Here is a 16,916-nt window from a genome sequence, read left to right as displayed (position 1 = left end):
TTCTAAAAGGTGACATAACTCAATTTCCCGGAGACGAGTAAATGTCAAATTATAATGTTGTACTTGAAGCTGCCTGGTTGGTCAGAGATGTGAACAGTCCGGATGATGCCATAGGTGTGGCAATTTCCGAGGCTGGTAAAAGACTGAACCCTAAACTCGATTTTGTGGAAGTGGATGTTGGCACCACATATTGCCCGGCTTGTGAAGAAGCATTTAGTAGTGTTTTCCTGACTGCTAATACTGCTATTGTTGGCCTGGTCCTTGAGATGAAAGTATTTGATGCCGAAAGTGAGGAACATGCATCACGTATAGCTAAATCCGTTATTGGAAGAGCATTACGGGATGTACCCCTGAAAGTCGTTGATGTTGAAGAGTTCCAGTAAGGATAGGAGGAAAAGTATGGACAGGACAATATCTGTTGTGGGGCATGCAGCCATAGATCTGCTTTTTGACGTTGAGAACATTTCCTGCCATAACGAGTCTTATCCTATTATCGACTATCATGAGTATTTCGGAGGCGGAGCTGCTAATATCGCAGTGGGTATTTCCAAGCTTGGAGGTAAGGGTCAGCTGATATCTGCTGTTGGCGAAGATTTTGGAAGTTCCGGATATGAAGAATACCTTACTTCTTTGGGCGTGGACCTTTCTTTGTTATATAGATGCAAAGACCAGAAGGTTACAAAGGCATTCGTTTTTACTGACAGAGATCATAATCAGAGCACATATTTCCACTGGGGGGCATCTGCGCTTCTGAAAGAACTGGAACCTCCAGAAGTTGATTTTGTACATCTTGCAACTTCAGAATGCTCTTTTAATGCAAGGATTGCAAAAAAAGCGGGTTTTGTTTCATTTGACCCAGGACAGGATCTTATAACCTATAACCGTAAAGATCTGGAGGCCATATTAGAACACACGGATATACTTTTCACGAACCGTCATGAGATAAAGAGAGTGTGTGAGATGACCGGACGTTCTTTCGATGAACTCAAATCAATGATCGGAACCATTGTGGTGACCTATGATTCACGAGGAAGCAAGATACATATTGAAGATGCAGAATATTGCATACCTGTGGTGCCTGTGAAAGCAGTTGATCCAACAGGTGCAGGTGACGCATATAGAGCCGGATTCCTGTTGGCCTTCACACGAGGATATGATATGGAAACCTGTGGCAGGATAGGTTCAACGGTTGCATCCTTTGCAGTTGAGGTCATTGGTTGCCAGGTGAAGTTGCCTACCTGGGAAATAATGCAGGAAAGGTTTGAAACACATTTTGGGACCCTGTTAAAATAATATTTCAATCAGCTGCTGAACCTATCAAGTCCCAGCAGCTTTATTTCTATTCCACAAGGTTATTCGATGTATACTCATCTTTTTTTAACTGCTTAATAAACCAGTAAATTAAACAAGTACCTAAAACTAGACCTAAAATACCCTCTCCATTCAGGTACAATAAATTACCTTCTATGATCCCTTGCTCATTTCTATACAGATCCCCCAGTACAGTCATATTCAACAGATTCCATATTGAGTGAAATAGTACAACTGGTAGTATCTTTTCAGATAAATAAAAACAATACGAAAATGGAAAACTAAAACAGAATATGAAACAGGCTTGGATAAAGCATAATAAAAGTGGATTGCCTGAGCCGGTTGTTTTTGCCAGTAGATATACTGCCGGAACATGATACAATGCCCAAACCATACCAACTATGATAGTTGATTTTGTTATCCCTTTTATTTTTGTTAATTCAGGAAGCAAATAGCCTCTCCATCCATATTCTTCCCCTAACACACCAATTAAAGTAGCAATAATTGTAACTACGCTAGTTGTATCTTTTATTGTGAGTATTTTTTGAAAATTCAGCTCTCCTATTCCTGTAATCAGGCCTATAAGAGCACAAACTGCAACAAATAGTATAGGATAAAGTATAGGAAATAAAAGTGATCTGCCACTTATCCTTTTGGTTAAACCTATCAGTTTCGTTTTTGGATTCTTATGCAAAACTTTTATAAAAATGATGGCCAAAAGCCCCGGAATCAACATTATTATCGAAAATAAATTTGGTCCTGTTGTTGGATCAATAAAAAGAGCAATAGTCACCAGCCAAGTAACTGTTAATACAGAAAGAATGTAAGCCTTGGAATAGTTTTCTTGTGATCCACTTTTTTCATTCATGAAACTTGAACCTGTAATTGTAATTGTTTTGGTACTTATTTTCTTATAAGAAATATCTTATGTTATATTAAGAACGATGATACGTTGGATTCTAATTCTGGCGACCCAGATCAACCTTGTATCTTTCTATGATAATGAGTATAATAAGGATAATCGCTATCATCAAAGGGGTTATATAGTCAATTGGAAATTTATAAAGTGCCTAGAGGGGCAAAATGAACCATCAGGCAAGCACAGAATAAATGCGTCAGCCCGTCAAACCCTGGCGGGCATCTCTCCTCTCTATTTTTATCACATTCAAGCTTTAATGAACATAGATTTGCAAGTAATTTCAATCTTTTTCTTCTTATTTTTTCTTCATTTCAGACCAATAAAGGATTGGCTTTTTAATATTATATAAATTTTAAATCTAGATCAAACTCCTCTAACAAAACGTTTTTATATTGAAAAGTAGCTTGTTATGATGATGATGATGAGATAGATGGGCCTCATGCCTAAGATAAGGATCTACCGGATGAAACAATGATAGCCAAACTCGTCCAGAGAAATAACCCCAACAAATCAATGGATTCCCTTTATTCGGCTATTACGGGCATAGACCTGCGATTCTGGAAAAAATCCCGCCGCTCGTTTCCGCAATATGATCCATCAATGCATGGCCCGCTCATCGAATATTCTGTTCCTGAAGGATATACGGAAATTGAACGCTACTGGGTCGATGAGCCCTACTCATTCATATCCATTCTGAAAAAGAAAGATGTTCGCTATTTTCATGTAGTAGAGCCTGCACTAACAATTTATGAAACAGAACTTCTTGAGATTCTCTACGATGATCTCAAGGATTTACTTACTCTCGGAAAGATGGTGCAGAGAGAAAAAAAGCTAGAAGTTCTTACAGATAATGTACTGAAACTTTTCAAAAGATATCATGCAAATCTTGATATTCCCTCCATGCATCGCATTATGTATTACCTTGAGCGCAACTTTATGGGCGAAGGTAGGATTAACTCACTGCTAATGGACCCATTCATCGAGGACATTTCCTGTGACGGGCCAAAAATACCAGTTTTTCTATATCATGCAAAATATCGTAATATAATGACTAATATTATTTATGAAGAGCAGGAACTTAACTCTATGGTCATTAGGCTTTGTCAGAAAAGTGGCAAGCATATTTCTATCGGAGAACCACTGGTCGATGCAACACTTCCTGATGGTTCTCGTCTCCAGGCAACATTAGGTAAAGAGATTACGACCAGAGGAAGCTCATTTACCATTAGAAAGTTCCGCGGAGACCCGATCACACCCATAGATCTTATCAATTATAACACTTGCACTGTAGAAATGATGGCATACTTTTGGCTGGCTATGGAAAATGGGAACAGTGCATTATTTGCAGGTGGAACAGCATCAGGTAAGACCTCCATGCTCAATGCTGTTTCGCTTTTTATCCCGCCCATGTCCAAAGTCGTTTCTATTGAAGATACAAGGGAGCTCATGCTGCATCACGATAACTGGATAGCTGGAGTTACCAGGGAGGCTATATCCTTTTCTGACAGAGGTGAGATCTCTATGTATGATCTCCTCAAGTCTGCGCTCAGGCAAAGACCTGAATATATACTCGTTGGTGAAGTAAGAGGTGAAGAAGCTCTTACTCTGTTTCAGGCAATATCCACAGGCCATGCAACATACTCAACAATCCATGCAGGTGACGTGCAAGCAGTTGTCAGCAGGCTTAACAGTGAACCTCTTAATGTGCCACGTGTGATGCTACATTCCTTAGACATTATGACTATCCAGTTGCTAACTTTTGTGGAAAATGAAAAGGTAAGAAGAACAGAAACCGTTGTAGAACTTACTGACATGGATTCCATCACAGGGGAGTTACTTGTGAACGAGCTATACAAATGGGACCCCCTAGCTGATGAATTCCATCGCTCTGGTGACTCCCATGCTCTGAAAATGGTAATGCAGGCACGTGGTTGGAATCAAGAGAAACTGGAACAGGAAATGAAAAATCGGGAACTCATTCTTGAGTATATGAGCACAAAGCAGATGAGGGATTATGTTAGCGTGTCCTTGGTCGTACAAGCCTATTCGGCGAACCCTACAATGGTATTGGATGCTATAAAGAACGATATGCTTCAGGATATAATCTCCCAGAACATTTGAAAGAGGATACAGATGCTCAATATTCTGCAAGCAACGTGTGATCTTTTCAGGCCGTTCATATCCAGGGATAAAGACCGCTATATTCAACTTAGATTACAATTGCAACGGGCTGGCATGAAGGTGCTTACAGATGAATATATTGTACGCGCCTATATATGTGCTATTCTTTGCGGCATACTAGCAGCTTTTTTCATATATGAGGTTTCTAAAGGAACTGTCCTTCTTGTTTTTGCTCTATTGTTGACATCAAATCCATTCATATACGACATTATGCCCCCATATTACTGGACTCTGATAGAAACGGCATCTAGTTTTGTGGTAATATCTTACATTACATTCACAACATGTCTTTTAATCCCAGGTGTCAAAGCGGGGATAAGGATTGGTGTCATTGATCAGTCTCTTTCTCACACCGTTGCTTTTCTATATGCGCTTAGTCATGGAGGCGCTATAACTATATTAGATATGTTTAGATCATTAAGTGAGCACAGAGATATATATGGAGCTGCTGCTGAAGAATTCACTAAAATAGTAAATGATATAGAATATTTTGGAACTGATCTACTGACAGCACTAAGTAATGCTATTCGCAGATCTCCTTCAGCAGAAATGAGGGATTTTCTGGAAGGTCTCTCTTCTGTATTATCGAGTGGAGGAAACATTGGTGCTTACCTTGGCTCAAAGAGTAAATACTTTCATGACAATGCCATGAAGCAGCAAAGAATGTTCTTTGAGACGCTGGGCGTTATGGCAGAGGTCTATATCTCTACCTTTGTAGCAGGCCCTCTTTTCCTGATGACAATATTAGTAGTACTTGGTCTTATAAATCCTACCAGTACTAAGATACTTTACGCAATAGTTTATTTGATAATTCCTATAAGTACTGTTACTTATTTGCTTCTTCTTAATTCCCTTACAGGCCAAGGGGCAAAAAGAATAGAGATATACAAACTGGACAAATATCTTAATGAATTTGATAATGTCCCCCTGAGAGAAGATACAGAAAATGAACAGAAAAAAGTAAAAAAGATCAGATTTTACGAGAAAATCAATAAGATTAGTACTCGTTTACTTCATCCGATCAAATGGATGCAAGCAAATCCTGCACATACTTTGTTAATTAGCATACCCATTGGAATCATTTATCTGCACTATAACTTAGATAGGCATATTGATTTCATTAATTTAACATCCATTTGGGATTTTAATACAGCAACTCTTGCATCAATAGATAAACAACTATTCACTGCCATGCTCATTGTAGTAATTCCATATGTTATTTTCTATGAACTATGGCATATGAGAATAACAAAAATCGATGAGCAAATACCTGATTTTTTGAAAAATCTTGCAAGTATGAATGAATCTGGAATGCTTTTGACAGATGCCATTGCTTTTGCTACGCATTTAAAGATCGGAATCCTACACACCGAAGTGAGGAGAATGCACAATGAACTGTCCTGGGGCGCCACTCTTTCCGAAGCTTTGAAAAAATTCGAATACCGCATCAGGACTGAGATGACAACAAAAATAGTCTACATTATCATCAAAGCTACAGAAACCACCAGTAACATTATGAATGTACTAACCATTGCAGCGACTGATGCTGAAGTACAGAAGCAGTTGAAAAAGGAACGAAAATCAGAGATGTTCGTGTATGTATTCATTATTTATATCGCCTACGGAGTTTTCCTGTTTATAGTCTATATTCTTGCAGCATTTTTCCTCCCTTCCATGCCAGTTGCAAGCGCGAGTGCAAATGCAGGTATGCCCCTTATTCAGTTAGTAGATCTGGACGAATATAACGTGCTTCTGTTTCATGCAGCTATGATCCAAGGGTTATGTTCTGGTCTTGTTGCAGGTAAAATGGAAAGAGGAGAAATCAGTGCTGGATTAAAGTATTCTCTGTTTATGATGTTCACTGCTTACTTGGTTTTTATTACGTTCTTTTAAGGAGTAACAGATGTATCCAAAAGAAAGAAACTTGTTAGAAAACACTGATGCAGTCTCCGAAATAATAGGAGAAATATTACTAACGGGTATAGCTGTAATCGCATTCTCAATCATAGCTGTTTTTCTGCTTTCGCCACAAGAATCCATAGAAAAACCAACGGTAGATGTTGATGGTTGGGTAGACAGTGACATTGATACTATCTGGATAAGACATGTAGGCGGAGAAAGAATCGAAACAGAAAATATCAAAATTTATGTAGACATCAATAATGATCGTTTTGAAATAAATCCACAGCAACTTTCAGCTATGCACTCAGAGCCTTTATGGCAACTTGGCGATACCATAGGCCTGGATGCTTCAACTCTTTGGGGAAAGGACATCGTAGATACTGACCAGATATATGTAGTAATTGTCCATGTACCTTCTAATACCGTCTTGAAAAGCGGTACTGTTCTTGGAAATGTTATCACACAAAGTACCAGTAACAATACCACATCCACAGTACAGATCTATCCGGTTTCAATCTGGAATTTTGATGAGGGCAGTGGTAGCATATTACATGACATAAGAGACGATAACGATGGAACTATTTATGGTGCTACCTGGGCTACCGGGATTAAAAACAATTCACTTAGTTTTAACGGGAATAATAACTATGTATCTATTCCACATGACTCATCCCTTAACTTTACGGATGAAATGAGCATGCTATTCTGGATGAATGGTAGAAATGTGCTCGGAACGAATACAATCATTGGAAAGGGAAACAATGAGAAAGATAATTTTGATGTCTTCGTGGTTCAAAGAGAACTTGTTTTTGAGTGGAATGATAGTAGTACCAACTTTGTGCAAACTTCAGGCATGAGCCTTTCTAATAATGTATGGTATATGATAGGAATTACTTTTGATAAAAACGAGATACGGTTCTATAAGAACGGCCAGTTTATTGAAAGTAAACCAACTAATGGCGTGAAATTGCGACCCAATGCAAATAGCTTATGGATCGGACGTCAGAATTCAGGCACATATAATTTCTATTACAGAGGCAGACTTGACGAACTTGCTTTGTATAAAGAAGCTTTGTCAGATGAAGAGATCATGAATTATTACAATGCTACTGCACCCTGAAGTGGTTAATATGGCGAGAAGGAAATATACAGGAAGATCCGAGGAAGCTGTATCTACAGTTGTGTCCGCTATTCTTCTGCTGGCATTGGTAGTTGCCTTGATCACCTCGATAAATGTAAGATATGTTCCACAGTGGACAGAAGACGCTGAGCATTTGCATATGCGAACTGTTACCAATGATATGGCTCATCTTAAGTCTGGAGTTGATCTGATGCTTACAATTTCTGCTACAGGAAGTAATTCTTTTTCTGCAGGCATTCCTATCACCATGGGAGGTGGAGAAGTTCCTTTCTTCAGTTCATTATCTTCAAGCTCCACTTTGTTGCTTAATACACGGACAGTTAACATGTATGTGATTACTGAATTGGGTGGAGTAAATCAGGACACCGGAGATATGATGAAAGATATGGGAAGTGTAGATTTCCTGTCAAACAATGACCATTATCCTAACCAAAGATTTTCTTATGAATGTGGGGGATTAGTACTAGGCCAAGATAATCGTTCAGTTATGAAAATGGTGCCTCATATAAGTGTAACTAAATCTTTGAACGATACCATTGATGTGACTTTTGATGCTGTAAAACTTGGAGGTTTGCAGAGGACCATGAGTAGTAACAGTATGGAAGAGGTTTATGTTGCATCTAGAAATTCAGTCTCCGTTTATGATGGAAGTACACTTGTGGATGAAATTACATTGCTTGTGGAAAGTGAAAATTCCATGGCATGGCAGGATTATCTGAATAAACTTATGCAAGATTCAAACCTTGATGCTGATCAATACAGCATAAACTCCAATTCTACGGCAGTTGTTCTGCATATTTCAGGAGATGAAGGCGCTGATATAAGGCCAATGCTGAATGTACATACATTTAACGTTAGCCTCAATGTACTTTGAATATTATTTTGTTCATTTGATAAGGCTTAAGTCTTTTGAACACGAATTGTTTTAGGGGGTTTTCCATGATCAAAGAAGCTATGCTTTACGATAAGCTTGAAGGGAACAAAGTGCACTGTAATGTATGTGGGCACAGGTGTATCATATCTAATGGCAAGAGAGGATTTTGCAGAGTTCGCGAGAATAAAAATGGAATTCTTTACACTTTAATATATAACACTGTTTCCAGTGAAGCTGTTGATCCTATTGAAAAAAAACCGTTGTTTCATTTTTATCCGGGGACACTTGCATATTCTCTGGGTACTATTGGCTGTAATTTCAGATGTAAGCATTGTCAGAATTGGACAATATCACAAATAGAATTAGATAAAGCTTATACCGTTGAGATAACACCCGAAGAGGCTGTACAGAGGGCACTTGCAGTTGGTGCAAAAACAATCGCATGGACATATAATGAACCTACCATCTGGTATGAGTACACATATGATTGTGCAAAAATTGCAAAAGAAGCAGGGCTTGCAACTGCATATATTACAAATGGCTATATTACACCCGAAGCATTGAAGAATATATCTCCATATCTGGATGCCTTCAGGGTGGACATTAAGGCTTTCACAGATGATTTTTACAAAGAGATTGCCAGTGCGAAACTTTGGCCGGTACTGGAATCGGCAAAACATGCACGTGAACTTGGAATGCATGTGGAAGTTGTGAATCTCGTAATCCCAACTCACAATGATTCTCTAGAAGAGATAAGGAACATGGTAAAGTGGATACATGAAAACCTTGGTTCGGACACTCCCTTGCACTTCACGCGTTTTCAGCCCCAATATAAAATGTCAGAACTCATTCCCACCCCTGTCCGGAAACTAGAAGAAGCGCATAAAATAGCTAAAGATGAAGGGATGAGGTTTGTATATATAGGCAATGTGCCCGGACATGATTATGAAAACACATATTGCCCGAAATGTGGAACTCTATTGATCAGAAGAAATGCATTCTCTTTGTTTGAGTATAATATCACCCCAAAGGGGTTATGTCCTAAATGTAGGGAAACCATTCCAATTGTTGGTGCGGCGCACGATGAACTGACGGTTAAATCAGATTGAAGAGCAGTAATCATTAAAAGTGACCGGGAGCCTTGGGCTTATATTGATAACGCTATTGGCTCTACTTTAATATATACAATTATCTCAATCTGCACTTGGTTTATTGTACTTACAGCAATGAAAATGGCACTGCAAACACAAAGTTTAAAAACAATAAGTGCATTAAGACGTTTCGCGCGTAGGGCGCAGATGCAAGCCGCCATAACTCAGTTGGTAGAGTGTCTGGCTGTTAACCAGAATGTCACAGGTTCGAGCCCTGTTGGCGGCGTTTCTAATCTTTTTTTAATCGTGGCGGGCCTGTAGCTTAGTCAGGTTAGAGCGCCCGGCTCATAACCGGGCGGTCACCGGTTCAAATCCGGTCAGGCCCACTGAAGATCATCATATAGTCCTAAGGCGATATTGTCGATATGTACTTTTCTCATCCGTAGCTTTAACACATTAAAGAAGCCCGGGATTTTCAAGCAAGTTAGAAATGTTTATATATGTATGTAGAGTGGTTTTACATGTGGTAGGTATGAGAAGTAAAAGTCATGTGAAAAAAGTGGCTATTATAGTGGCGACATATCTGCTCATGATAGTTGCCTTGGTATTAGTCTCTGGCCTCGTCATATAAAAGTATTTATCAAAAAGGAGATTCTTATTTTCAATTTGGTTTTATCCAGTCCAGGATTTGATTCTTAAACCATTTGCCCTGAACTGGATTTCCCCATTTCATCCTTTGTTTTTCTCTGTATCATTATGCATGCTCCATAGGAGGTAGGATACCCGCATTTGGCATGCTGAGCTGCAAATGAAGATAGGAACTACTTGTATTTAATAACTTGTACATTAAATATAAACTGAATCCACTAATTATCAATCATTGAACCTGTTTAGTAGCATCTATATACTGTCTCTTTTTTCCATGATTTGCTAATGAAGATCCACCCATTATAACATATTTAGAGAGTAATAAATAAATAGTATATGCATCACATATATTGTTTTACAGGAGATTAAATCCTTGATAGCACTCAGGTTTTACAGGATCTACGATATTGGATTGGAAATTGACCTTGATTGGCTGGAAAGAGAACTTGCTGCAAGTTTCCATATTGCCAGAACAAGTTTTCGACGTGTTAAACCCAAGTCTATTATAATGGATGTGCCACCGCTTTTAATAAAAATGGGACGTTCTACTGTGGAAAAAGCAGGCAGAACCTTTGAATTCACAGTATTTGCCCGCATCTTTGATATAGGGGTCATCAGTTTGTGTTTTGTTTATGAACGGCCTGAATCAGATTTTGCTCTCCTGGAAGAAACTGCACTTCTTTTTGCAGAACAGGAAGGGCTTTCCGATCTGTTCCTGTCACACCTTAAAACCCTTACTGAGATGCTAAAGTCCCACATCAGAGGTTTTGCATTAAGCCCGGGCTTCTTTGAAGACTATACAATATATCTCACGGATTGGGTAGATGAATCTATAGATCCATTACCTTTGCTTGCGGGAGAAAAAAAGAACTTTTCCCCTCAAATGAGAGAAGAGATCCTCAAAGGTACACAGAGTTACACTAAAGAAGACCTTGCAATACTTTCATGGGACTCTGCCCTGCTGTGTAATCCGGATAGTCCTACTGATCTTTTTGACCTCATTGAGTTTGCAAATGTGCAGGTGTTCGAACTGCGCTACTACGATCGGGAACTAAGTCGTCAGATGGGTAAAATGTATGACGATATCGTGCTAGCTGATAAACTTCCTCCTTTTAGAAGAAGGCATCGGTATCGATTAATCATGATGCAGCTGATGCAGAACAATGCAGAGATATCTGAAATTACTGAAAAGGTAAATAACCTTATCAAGGTGACAGAGGATATTTATTATGCTAGAGTTTATGCATCAGTATTAAAAATGCTGCGAAGCGGCCAATGGAGTGAAAGCGTTAGTCATAAGATTGAAGTTATTAGAGACAATTACTCTATGCTCTCTGAAGAGGTACGCATTCAGCACTCAAACTATTTGGAATGGATAGTAATAGTGCTTATAGCACTTGAGATTATTATGGCTTTAGTGGAAGGATTAATGTAAAGAGTAGTATATAGTCAAAAATATTAATACAAAAATAATCTATAATATCCCCTGATCTTTATTTTCAAGGGATATTTTATTGTTAATCTTCTTAAATGCTTATGCGACAGAAGACAGTTCTTTGCAGCGGATCACAGTTTTGGTATGTTTTTGTATATTTTTGATCCTGTACATTTCCCTGCCAGCAGCAAAAGTAAAAGCACGTCCTTCTTTCCCAGCTCTTCCTGTCCTGCCTATACGATGAATATAGGATTCAGTATCCTGGGGGATGTCATAATTGAAAACTGCCTCGATGTTCTTCACATCTATTCCTCGGGAAGCCACATCTGTGGCAACAAGAGTTTCAATCTCACCATTCTTGAAGCTGGACATTACTTCATCCCTATGCTTTTGCCTCATGTCCCCGTGCAATCCATCAACAAGGTAACCTTTTTTTCTGAGGGTGACTACCAGTTCATCAACGCCTTTTTTAGTGTTGCAGAAAACCAGAGATGATTTTACATCATAAGCATCCATTACACGGCACAAAATATCGTGCTTTGGCCTGCCTTTTATTTCAAGATAAAATTGTTCTATCTGGGAGACGTTTACGCTTTTCTGCTGAGTCTTTATCAACAATGGCTCACGCTGATATTTAGTAGTTAGTTTAATGATGGGTTTAGGCATAGTTGCAGAAAAAAGAATCGTTTGCCTCTTGTCATTAGCTTTTTCGAGTATAAGTTCGATGTCTTCTCTGAATCCCATATCTAACATCTTATCAGCTTCATCCAGCACAATCATCTTTAAGCTATCAAGCTTCAATGTATTGCGCTCAAGATGATCCATTATTCTTCCAGGAGTACCAACGACTATGTGCACGCCTTTTTTAAGCGCTTTCATTTGTCTTTCGATGGACTGCCCTCCGAAAATAGCATGAATCTTAGTATCCCTGTATCTTGAAAGCTTGTTCATTTCTTCAGAAACCTGATTTGCAAGCTCCCTTGTAGGACATAGAATGAGTATTTGTACCTTCTTTTGTGTAAGATCTACCATTTCCAAAGCAGGTATTCCGAAAGCTGCTGTTTTGCCGGTACCTGTTTCTGCCTGGCCGATCACATCCTTTCCTTCAAGAATATGAGGAATGGCTTGTGCCTGTATAGGAGTAGGGGAGGAAAAACCCATATATTCTATTGCTTTTTTGATATCTGTAGATAAATGCAAGTCATTAAATGTAATTTTTTCCATAGTAAAGTTCCTGTGTGTTGAAACACAATTTCATATTAAAGGAGTCAAAATAATAATAAGAAGGTTGACAGGTAGCTGTTCCACCTGTCCCACCAAAAAATCTAATTTAGTTGGATACTTCAGCGAATGCGAACTTGCGCATTACCTTTGTGACCTTTATGGTCACTTCATCGCCAACGGAAGTACCTGGCACAAATATTACAAAGCCACTTACTCTGGCAATGCCATCTCCCTCTCTTGCGAGGTCTTCAATCTTTACTTCATATTCTTTTCCAGCATCCACTGGGGCAGTTGGTTCATTTCCGAACAAATAATTCACGTCCTTATATTAGCTTAAGAAACCCAACTATAATGAAAACATAACGGAAAAACAGCATCTACAGAAAAGTAACACTATTTAATGCCAATACGTTTATCTACACAGTTTATATCTTAAAGCAATCTTAAGTGGGGCTGATCATATATAAGAGTGTTGATGTCTACTTGCTATTAGGATACAATTTTCACAGATGAAGAGAATTTATCGTATAATTTTTGTTGTGGAATAATTCTAATAATCTCAAATAAAATTTAACTTTGGTTATATAGTCACTTGAAAAATGAAACTCCTCTCCCGAACCAAAAGAAGATATAAATATGTTAGAAAGTCTAATTTATTTATGGAGGAATAATCGTGTTTAGCTTAAAAGGACGTGTTGCTGTAGTTACAGGTGGTTCTTCTGGTTTGGGTGTGCAGATGGCAAAAGGTTTTGCCGGACAGGGAGCTGATCTGGTCATAATGGCCAGGAGATTAGATAAACTGGAAAAGGTAGCTGAAGAGATTAGAAGTTTGGGTGTAAAATGCTTGCCTGTCCAGTGTGATGTGACAAATACAGACCAGGTGAATAAAGCTGCAGAAGCAGCAATTAAAGAGTATGGCAAGGTAGATATTTTAGTTAACTGTGCCGGATCAGCTAAAAATGCTGGCGTGCTGAACATGACTGATGAAGAATGGGATTTTACAGTCGATACAGATATGACCAGTGTATTTAAAGTGACACGAGCATTTGCAAAATACATGGTTGAAAAGAAGTATGGCAGAATCATTAATATCGCTTCTATGTATGGGCTTGTGGGAAATACGGCTATAGATACTGTTGCCTACCATTCATCTAAAGGTGGAGTAGTAAATTTTACCAGAGCTGTTGCAGCAGAACTTGCTAAATATAACATTACATGCAATGCAATATGCCCGGGATATTTTGCAACAGAATTGACCATTGATACTTTAAAAACCGAGGCATTTACAAATTATATGAAAGCTACGGTTCCAATGGGAAGATATGGAAAAGAAGGCGAATTAAATCCGGCTGCTATCTTCTTAGCAAGCGATGAAGCCTCATATGTGACCGGAGCCATCCTAACAGTTGACGGCGGATATACTGCTGTTTAATGCTGCAAATCAAATAGGTAGATTTAAAGAGTCAATAGACTCTATTTTTTATAACATTATTTTATAACATTAGATATCTTGATTACCTAATAACTCAAGTTTTGCAGGCTTTATCATCCCATCTCTGGTCTGAAAAGCTACTATTTTAGAACTTATTCTTCTTTTTTAATCTTGGTAATATCGCGCATGATCCCTTCGCTGAAGAGTGGCTTTCCTTTTTGATCCTTGATGATCGTAAAGTGATCGGCAAACCAGCGGTATTTACCGTCTTTATGTTTGAACCGGTACTCCAATGTACCGAAACCAATATCCATTGCATGAGCAAATGCCGCAGTAACGAGAGGAAGGTCATCAGGATGAACGAGATCCCCAGACCTACTGATGCTACCCATTGCGATCATCTCCTGGGCAGAGAAACCAGCAATCTTTTCTATCATCGGGTTCATGAATTCAAGTTTATCTGCCTGAAGGTTTCTTCTATATGCGACATCAAAAGAATTATCTGTTGCCTTCTTATCTTCGAGAGAAATATTAAAGCCCCCTACTTTTTCACTCATTTAGTATTACTAACTATCAAATTTCTTATGTTACCTCATACTACTTATTATCTTTGAAAACATAGATTCAGAAGGAAGCACTTATAAATGAATTTAAAAGTCCAATCTGAATACGAGTAAAAGGATAGATTTTTACGAAATATGTTCTTATTTAAAGTTTACTTCGTTTTTGGGAATATGGATGATTACTGCCTTTTCATCAATTCTAATGACGGTATTGAAAAACTCATGTTGGATTATTACGGAAAGTTATATGAGAAAAGTTATATCCATGCCTTACGTTTACGAAAGTTATGAAAAAACATTTTTCCAATAAAATCGTCATTATCGGCTATGGCTCAGTTTCACAATGCACTCTGCCCCTTTTAATGGAAAAACTCGATATTCCGCTCGAAAACATTACTTTAATTGATTTTGTCGACAAATCAAGATCTCTTAAAAAATATACCAATCAAGGACTAAGATATATCTGTGAAAAGATCACCTCGAAAAATCTGGATCAAATTTTATCGCAATATCTGGGAAATGGGGGATTGCTCATTGATCTGGCATGGAATATCGATGCTAATGACATCATTAAATGGTGTCATGACCACAATGTATTGTATGTTAACACTTCGGTTGAGGTATGGGATCCTACTGAGGGATTTTTGACTAGAAGTTTATTGGAAAAATCGCTTTATTTACGGCAAATGAAGTTACTTGAACTTTCCCGTGATTGGAAAGATGCACCGACTGCTGTTGTTGACCATGGCGCAAATCCTGGTCTGATTACTCACTTTGTAAAGCAGGGCTTGCTGGATATTGCCGCCCGCACCTGTGCTGACAAGAAAGTATCCCCTCAGGACGAACAAGAAATAGTTCATCTCGCAAAAAAAAGGGATTTTGCCCTTTTAGCTCAAAAACTGGGAGTCAAAGTGATCCATTGTAGTGAGAGAGATACTCAAATTGCCAGCAGACCAAAGGAAGTAAATGAATTTGTTGGGACTTGGAGCATAGAAGGATTGAGAGAAGAAGGGACAGCTCCGGTTGAAATTGGGTGGGGGACGCATGAAGGCAAATTGCCATATCTAGCGCATATGCCTCCATACGGACCGAAAAATATGATTTTCTTGCCTCAAATGGGTATTAATACGTGGGTCAGATCGTGGATACCAGATGAAGAAATTGTAGGTATGGTTATCCGTCATGGAGAAACATATGGCCTTTCACACCTGTTAACTGTTTGGGAAGACGGCAATGCGATCTATCGGCCTACAGTACATTATGCGTATATGCCCTGTCATGATACACTTTCCTCTCTTTGTGAATTAAGAAGCCGGAATTATGAACTTCAGCCCAGACTCAGGATCATGACAAATGAAATCATATCCGGCGAGGATATAATGGGGGCACTCCTGATGGGCCATTCTTACAAATCCTGGTGGACTGGGAGCTCATTGGGCATTGACGAGGCCAGATCCCTTGCTCCCGGTCAAAATGCTACTACTCTTCAGGTAGCTGCAGGTATTGTTGCTGCTGTACTCTGGATGCTTGAAAATCCCAGAGAAGGCATTAAAACACCTGAGGACTTGCCTCATGATTTTGTTCTGGATATTGCCAGACCGTATCTTGGAAAATTTATTTCCGCACCCTCGGACTGGACACCACTTAAAAATCGGAAGATCTTTTTCAAAGAAAATCCAGCTGTGAATCACGATCCAGATCCCTGGCAATTCGAAAATTTCCTTTTTATAGGTTGATCCTAAGATTCGGTCTTAGGATTAAAACCATTTCTAGCTGGATAACGGTAATGCTAACGAATTCACTCTAATATCAATGTTATCCAGAATCTATTAAGCATTGGAAGCATTTTTCTAATATAAAACTCGATAGATATTCGAAATTAGAAATGCTGAGGCATGATTTTGAGTTTTGAATTCACTCTTTTTTATAACTGTTGGTAATATGACCGTCAATGATTTATACAATAACTTAGATATTGTAAATTGGTCATAAGGAAGTAAGCTGAAGAATGAAGCAAATTCAGGACGGAGTAAGATTCGATCCCGTAACAAACTTCATTGACGAGTAGGCTGAAGAATGAAGCAAATTCAGGACGGAGTAAGATTCGATCCCGTAACAAACTTCATTGACGAGTAGGCTGAAGAATGAAGCAAATTCAGGACGGAGTAAGATTCGATCCCGTAACAAACTTCATT

General features: G+C 38.7%; 14 protein-coding genes and 2 tRNA genes. 12 read left to right on the top strand and 4 right to left on the bottom strand.

Annotated elements, in window-relative coordinates:
- Window positions 1–41: 41 nt before the first annotated feature.
- On the top strand, window positions 42–383 hold the full coding sequence (locus ACC612_RS11880) for a DUF555 domain-containing protein (RefSeq protein WP_371854767.1): 342 nt from the start codon (window positions 42–44) through the stop codon (window positions 381–383).
- A gap of 16 nt (window positions 384–399) precedes the next feature.
- Window positions 400–1,293: a carbohydrate kinase family protein gene (locus tag ACC612_RS11875; RefSeq protein ID WP_371854766.1), complete on the top strand. Its 894-nt coding sequence runs from the start codon at window positions 400–402 to the stop codon at window positions 1,291–1,293.
- Window positions 1,294–1,339: 46 nt separating this feature from the next.
- Here the strand turns inward: ACC612_RS11875 and ACC612_RS11870 are convergent, their stop codons facing one another.
- A complete protein-coding gene (locus ACC612_RS11870) occupies window positions 1,340–2,179 on the bottom strand; it encodes a CPBP family intramembrane glutamic endopeptidase (RefSeq protein ID WP_371854765.1) in 840 nt (279 codons plus the stop codon).
- Between the two features lie 522 nt (window positions 2,180–2,701).
- Here ACC612_RS11870 and ACC612_RS11865 point away from each other — a divergent pair.
- The 8 genes from ACC612_RS11865 to ACC612_RS11830 all read left to right on the top strand — a co-directional run bounded on the left by ACC612_RS11865 (window position 2,702) and on the right by ACC612_RS11830 (window position 11,502).
- Window positions 2,702–4,351, top strand: a complete 1,650-nt coding sequence (locus tag ACC612_RS11865) for a type II/IV secretion system ATPase subunit (RefSeq protein WP_371854764.1) — start codon at window positions 2,702–2,704, stop codon at window positions 4,349–4,351.
- Between the two features lie 12 nt (window positions 4,352–4,363).
- Window positions 4,364–6,304, top strand: coding sequence for a type II secretion system F family protein (locus tag ACC612_RS11860; protein ID WP_371854763.1), 1,941 nt, complete (start codon window positions 4,364–4,366; stop codon window positions 6,302–6,304).
- Window positions 6,305–6,314: 10 nt separating this feature from the next.
- The gene (locus ACC612_RS11855) at window positions 6,315–7,433 is read left to right on the top strand and encodes a LamG-like jellyroll fold domain-containing protein (protein WP_371854762.1); all 1,119 of its coding nucleotides are present in this window, start codon (window positions 6,315–6,317) and stop codon (window positions 7,431–7,433) included.
- 10 nt (window positions 7,434–7,443) lie between these two features.
- Window positions 7,444–8,328: a hypothetical protein gene (locus ACC612_RS11850; RefSeq protein ID WP_371854761.1), complete on the top strand. Its 885-nt coding sequence runs from the start codon at window positions 7,444–7,446 to the stop codon at window positions 8,326–8,328.
- Between the two features lie 65 nt (window positions 8,329–8,393).
- Entirely contained in the window at window positions 8,394–9,437 is a 1,044-nt protein-coding gene (amrS, locus tag ACC612_RS11845; RefSeq protein ID WP_371854760.1) for an AmmeMemoRadiSam system radical SAM enzyme, read from the top strand.
- Between the two features lie 195 nt (window positions 9,438–9,632).
- Window positions 9,633–9,705, top strand: a tRNA-Asn gene (locus ACC612_RS11840).
- Window positions 9,706–9,730: 25 nt separating this feature from the next.
- Window positions 9,731–9,805, top strand: a tRNA-Ile gene (locus tag ACC612_RS11835).
- Between the two features lie 635 nt (window positions 9,806–10,440).
- Window positions 10,441–11,502: a hypothetical protein gene (locus ACC612_RS11830; RefSeq protein ID WP_371854759.1), complete on the top strand. Its 1,062-nt coding sequence runs from the start codon at window positions 10,441–10,443 to the stop codon at window positions 11,500–11,502.
- A gap of 99 nt (window positions 11,503–11,601) precedes the next feature.
- Here the strand turns inward: ACC612_RS11830 and ACC612_RS11825 are convergent, their stop codons facing one another.
- Window positions 11,602–12,726, bottom strand: a complete 1,125-nt coding sequence (locus tag ACC612_RS11825; RefSeq protein WP_371854758.1) for a DEAD/DEAH box helicase — start codon at window positions 12,724–12,726, stop codon at window positions 11,602–11,604.
- 106 nt (window positions 12,727–12,832) lie between these two features.
- Window positions 12,833–13,036 (bottom strand): TRAM domain-containing protein, encoded by a 204-nt coding sequence (locus ACC612_RS11820; protein ID WP_321418256.1) that lies wholly within the window; start codon window positions 13,034–13,036, stop codon window positions 12,833–12,835.
- Between the two features lie 363 nt (window positions 13,037–13,399).
- Here ACC612_RS11820 and ACC612_RS11815 point away from each other — a divergent pair, with 363 nt between their 5' ends.
- Window positions 13,400–14,158 carry an SDR family NAD(P)-dependent oxidoreductase gene (locus ACC612_RS11815; RefSeq protein ID WP_371854757.1) on the top strand — a complete coding sequence of 253 codons (759 nt, stop codon included), beginning with the start codon at window positions 13,400–13,402 and terminating at the stop codon, window positions 14,156–14,158.
- A 152-nt stretch (window positions 14,159–14,310) separates the two neighbouring features.
- On the opposite strand, the gene ACC612_RS11810 is transcribed toward ACC612_RS11815, so the two are convergent.
- Window positions 14,311–14,715: a PAS domain-containing protein gene (locus tag ACC612_RS11810; RefSeq protein ID WP_371854756.1), complete on the bottom strand. Its 405-nt coding sequence runs from the start codon at window positions 14,713–14,715 to the stop codon at window positions 14,311–14,313.
- A gap of 293 nt (window positions 14,716–15,008) precedes the next feature.
- On the opposite strand from ACC612_RS11810, the gene ACC612_RS11805 reads away from it, so the two are divergent.
- Entirely contained in the window at window positions 15,009–16,457 is a 1,449-nt protein-coding gene (locus ACC612_RS11805) for a saccharopine dehydrogenase C-terminal domain-containing protein (protein WP_371854755.1), read from the top strand.
- Window positions 16,458–16,916: the final 459 nt, after the last annotated feature.

This window comes from Methanomethylovorans sp. (assembly GCF_041447285.1).
Taxonomy (GTDB): domain Archaea; phylum Halobacteriota; class Methanosarcinia; order Methanosarcinales; family Methanosarcinaceae; genus Methanomethylovorans.
This window is presented reverse-complemented; position numbering and strand designations above follow the sequence as displayed.

Excerpts from the sequence above, each read along its gene's own strand:
- ACC612_RS11865 (WP_371854764.1), top strand. The coding sequence starts at position 2,702 with ATGATAGCCAAACTCGTCCAGAGAAATAACCCCAACAAATCAATGGAT.
- amrS (WP_371854760.1), top strand. The coding sequence starts at position 8,394 with ATGATCAAAGAAGCTATGCTTTACGATAAGCTTGAAGGGAACAAAGTG.
- ACC612_RS11875 (WP_371854766.1), top strand. The coding sequence starts at position 400 with ATGGACAGGACAATATCTGTTGTGGGGCATGCAGCCATAGATCTGCTT.
- ACC612_RS11810 (WP_371854756.1), bottom strand. The coding sequence starts at position 14,715 with ATGAGTGAAAAAGTAGGGGGCTTTAATATTTCTCTCGAAGATAAGAAG.
- ACC612_RS11850 (WP_371854761.1), top strand. The coding sequence starts at position 7,444 with ATGGCGAGAAGGAAATATACAGGAAGATCCGAGGAAGCTGTATCTACA.
- ACC612_RS11860 (WP_371854763.1), top strand. The coding sequence starts at position 4,364 with ATGCTCAATATTCTGCAAGCAACGTGTGATCTTTTCAGGCCGTTCATA.
- ACC612_RS11825 (WP_371854758.1), bottom strand. The coding sequence starts at position 12,726 with ATGGAAAAAATTACATTTAATGACTTGCATTTATCTACAGATATCAAA.
- ACC612_RS11805 (WP_371854755.1), top strand. The coding sequence starts at position 15,009 with ATGAAAAAACATTTTTCCAATAAAATCGTCATTATCGGCTATGGCTCA.
- ACC612_RS11870 (WP_371854765.1), bottom strand. The coding sequence starts at position 2,179 with ATGAATGAAAAAAGTGGATCACAAGAAAACTATTCCAAGGCTTACATT.
- ACC612_RS11855 (WP_371854762.1), top strand. The coding sequence starts at position 6,315 with ATGTATCCAAAAGAAAGAAACTTGTTAGAAAACACTGATGCAGTCTCC.
- ACC612_RS11880 (WP_371854767.1), top strand. The coding sequence starts at position 42 with ATGTCAAATTATAATGTTGTACTTGAAGCTGCCTGGTTGGTCAGAGAT.